The 646-nt window shown below is 69.0% G+C and carries 1 protein-coding gene; it reads left to right on the top strand.

The window, feature by feature from the left end; genetic code table 11:
* Positions 1 to 646, top strand: a 646-nt coding sequence (locus tag K7G61_RS35985; RefSeq protein WP_225851360.1) for a putative Ig domain-containing protein, incomplete at both ends; no start/stop codon positions are given.

Genomic DNA, 646 nt, shown 5'->3' with positions numbered 1-646 from the left:
CGAACCCGGGAGCCAAGTCGACGGTGGTGAACACCGCGACCTCACTGCAGATCAGCGCCACCGACTCCGCCTCCGGCCAGACCCTGACCTACTCGGCCACCGGCCTGCCCACCGGCCTGTCGATCAACTCCTCCACCGGCCTGATCTCCGGCACCCCCACCACCGCCGGCACCTACACCGTCACCGTCACCGCCAAGGACACCACCGGCGCCACCGGCACCACCACCTTCACCTGGACCGTCACCACCGGCACCGGCGGCGGCTGCACCCCCGCCCAGCTCCTGGGCAACCCCGGCTTCGAAACCGGCACCGCCTCCCCCTGGAGCGCCTCCTCCGGCATCGTGGACAACTCCAGCAGCGAACCCGCCCACTCCGGCTCCTGGAAGGCCTGGCTCGACGGCTACGGCTCCACCCACACCGACACCCTGTCCCAGTCGGTGACCATCCCCGCCGGCTGCAGCGCCACCCTCACCTTCTACCTGCACATCGACACCGCCGAGACCACCACGAGCACCGCCTACGACAAGCTCACCGTCCAGGCCGGCTCCACCACCCTGGCCACCTACTCCAACCTCAACGCCAACTCCGGCTACACCCAGAAATCCCTCAACCTGTCCTCCTACGCCGGACAGACCCTCACCCTGAA

The sequence above is a fragment of the Streptomyces sp. HPF1205 genome (assembly GCF_020400825.1).
Classification (GTDB): Bacteria; Actinomycetota; Actinomycetes; order Streptomycetales; family Streptomycetaceae; genus Actinacidiphila.
This window is presented reverse-complemented; position numbering and strand designations above follow the sequence as displayed.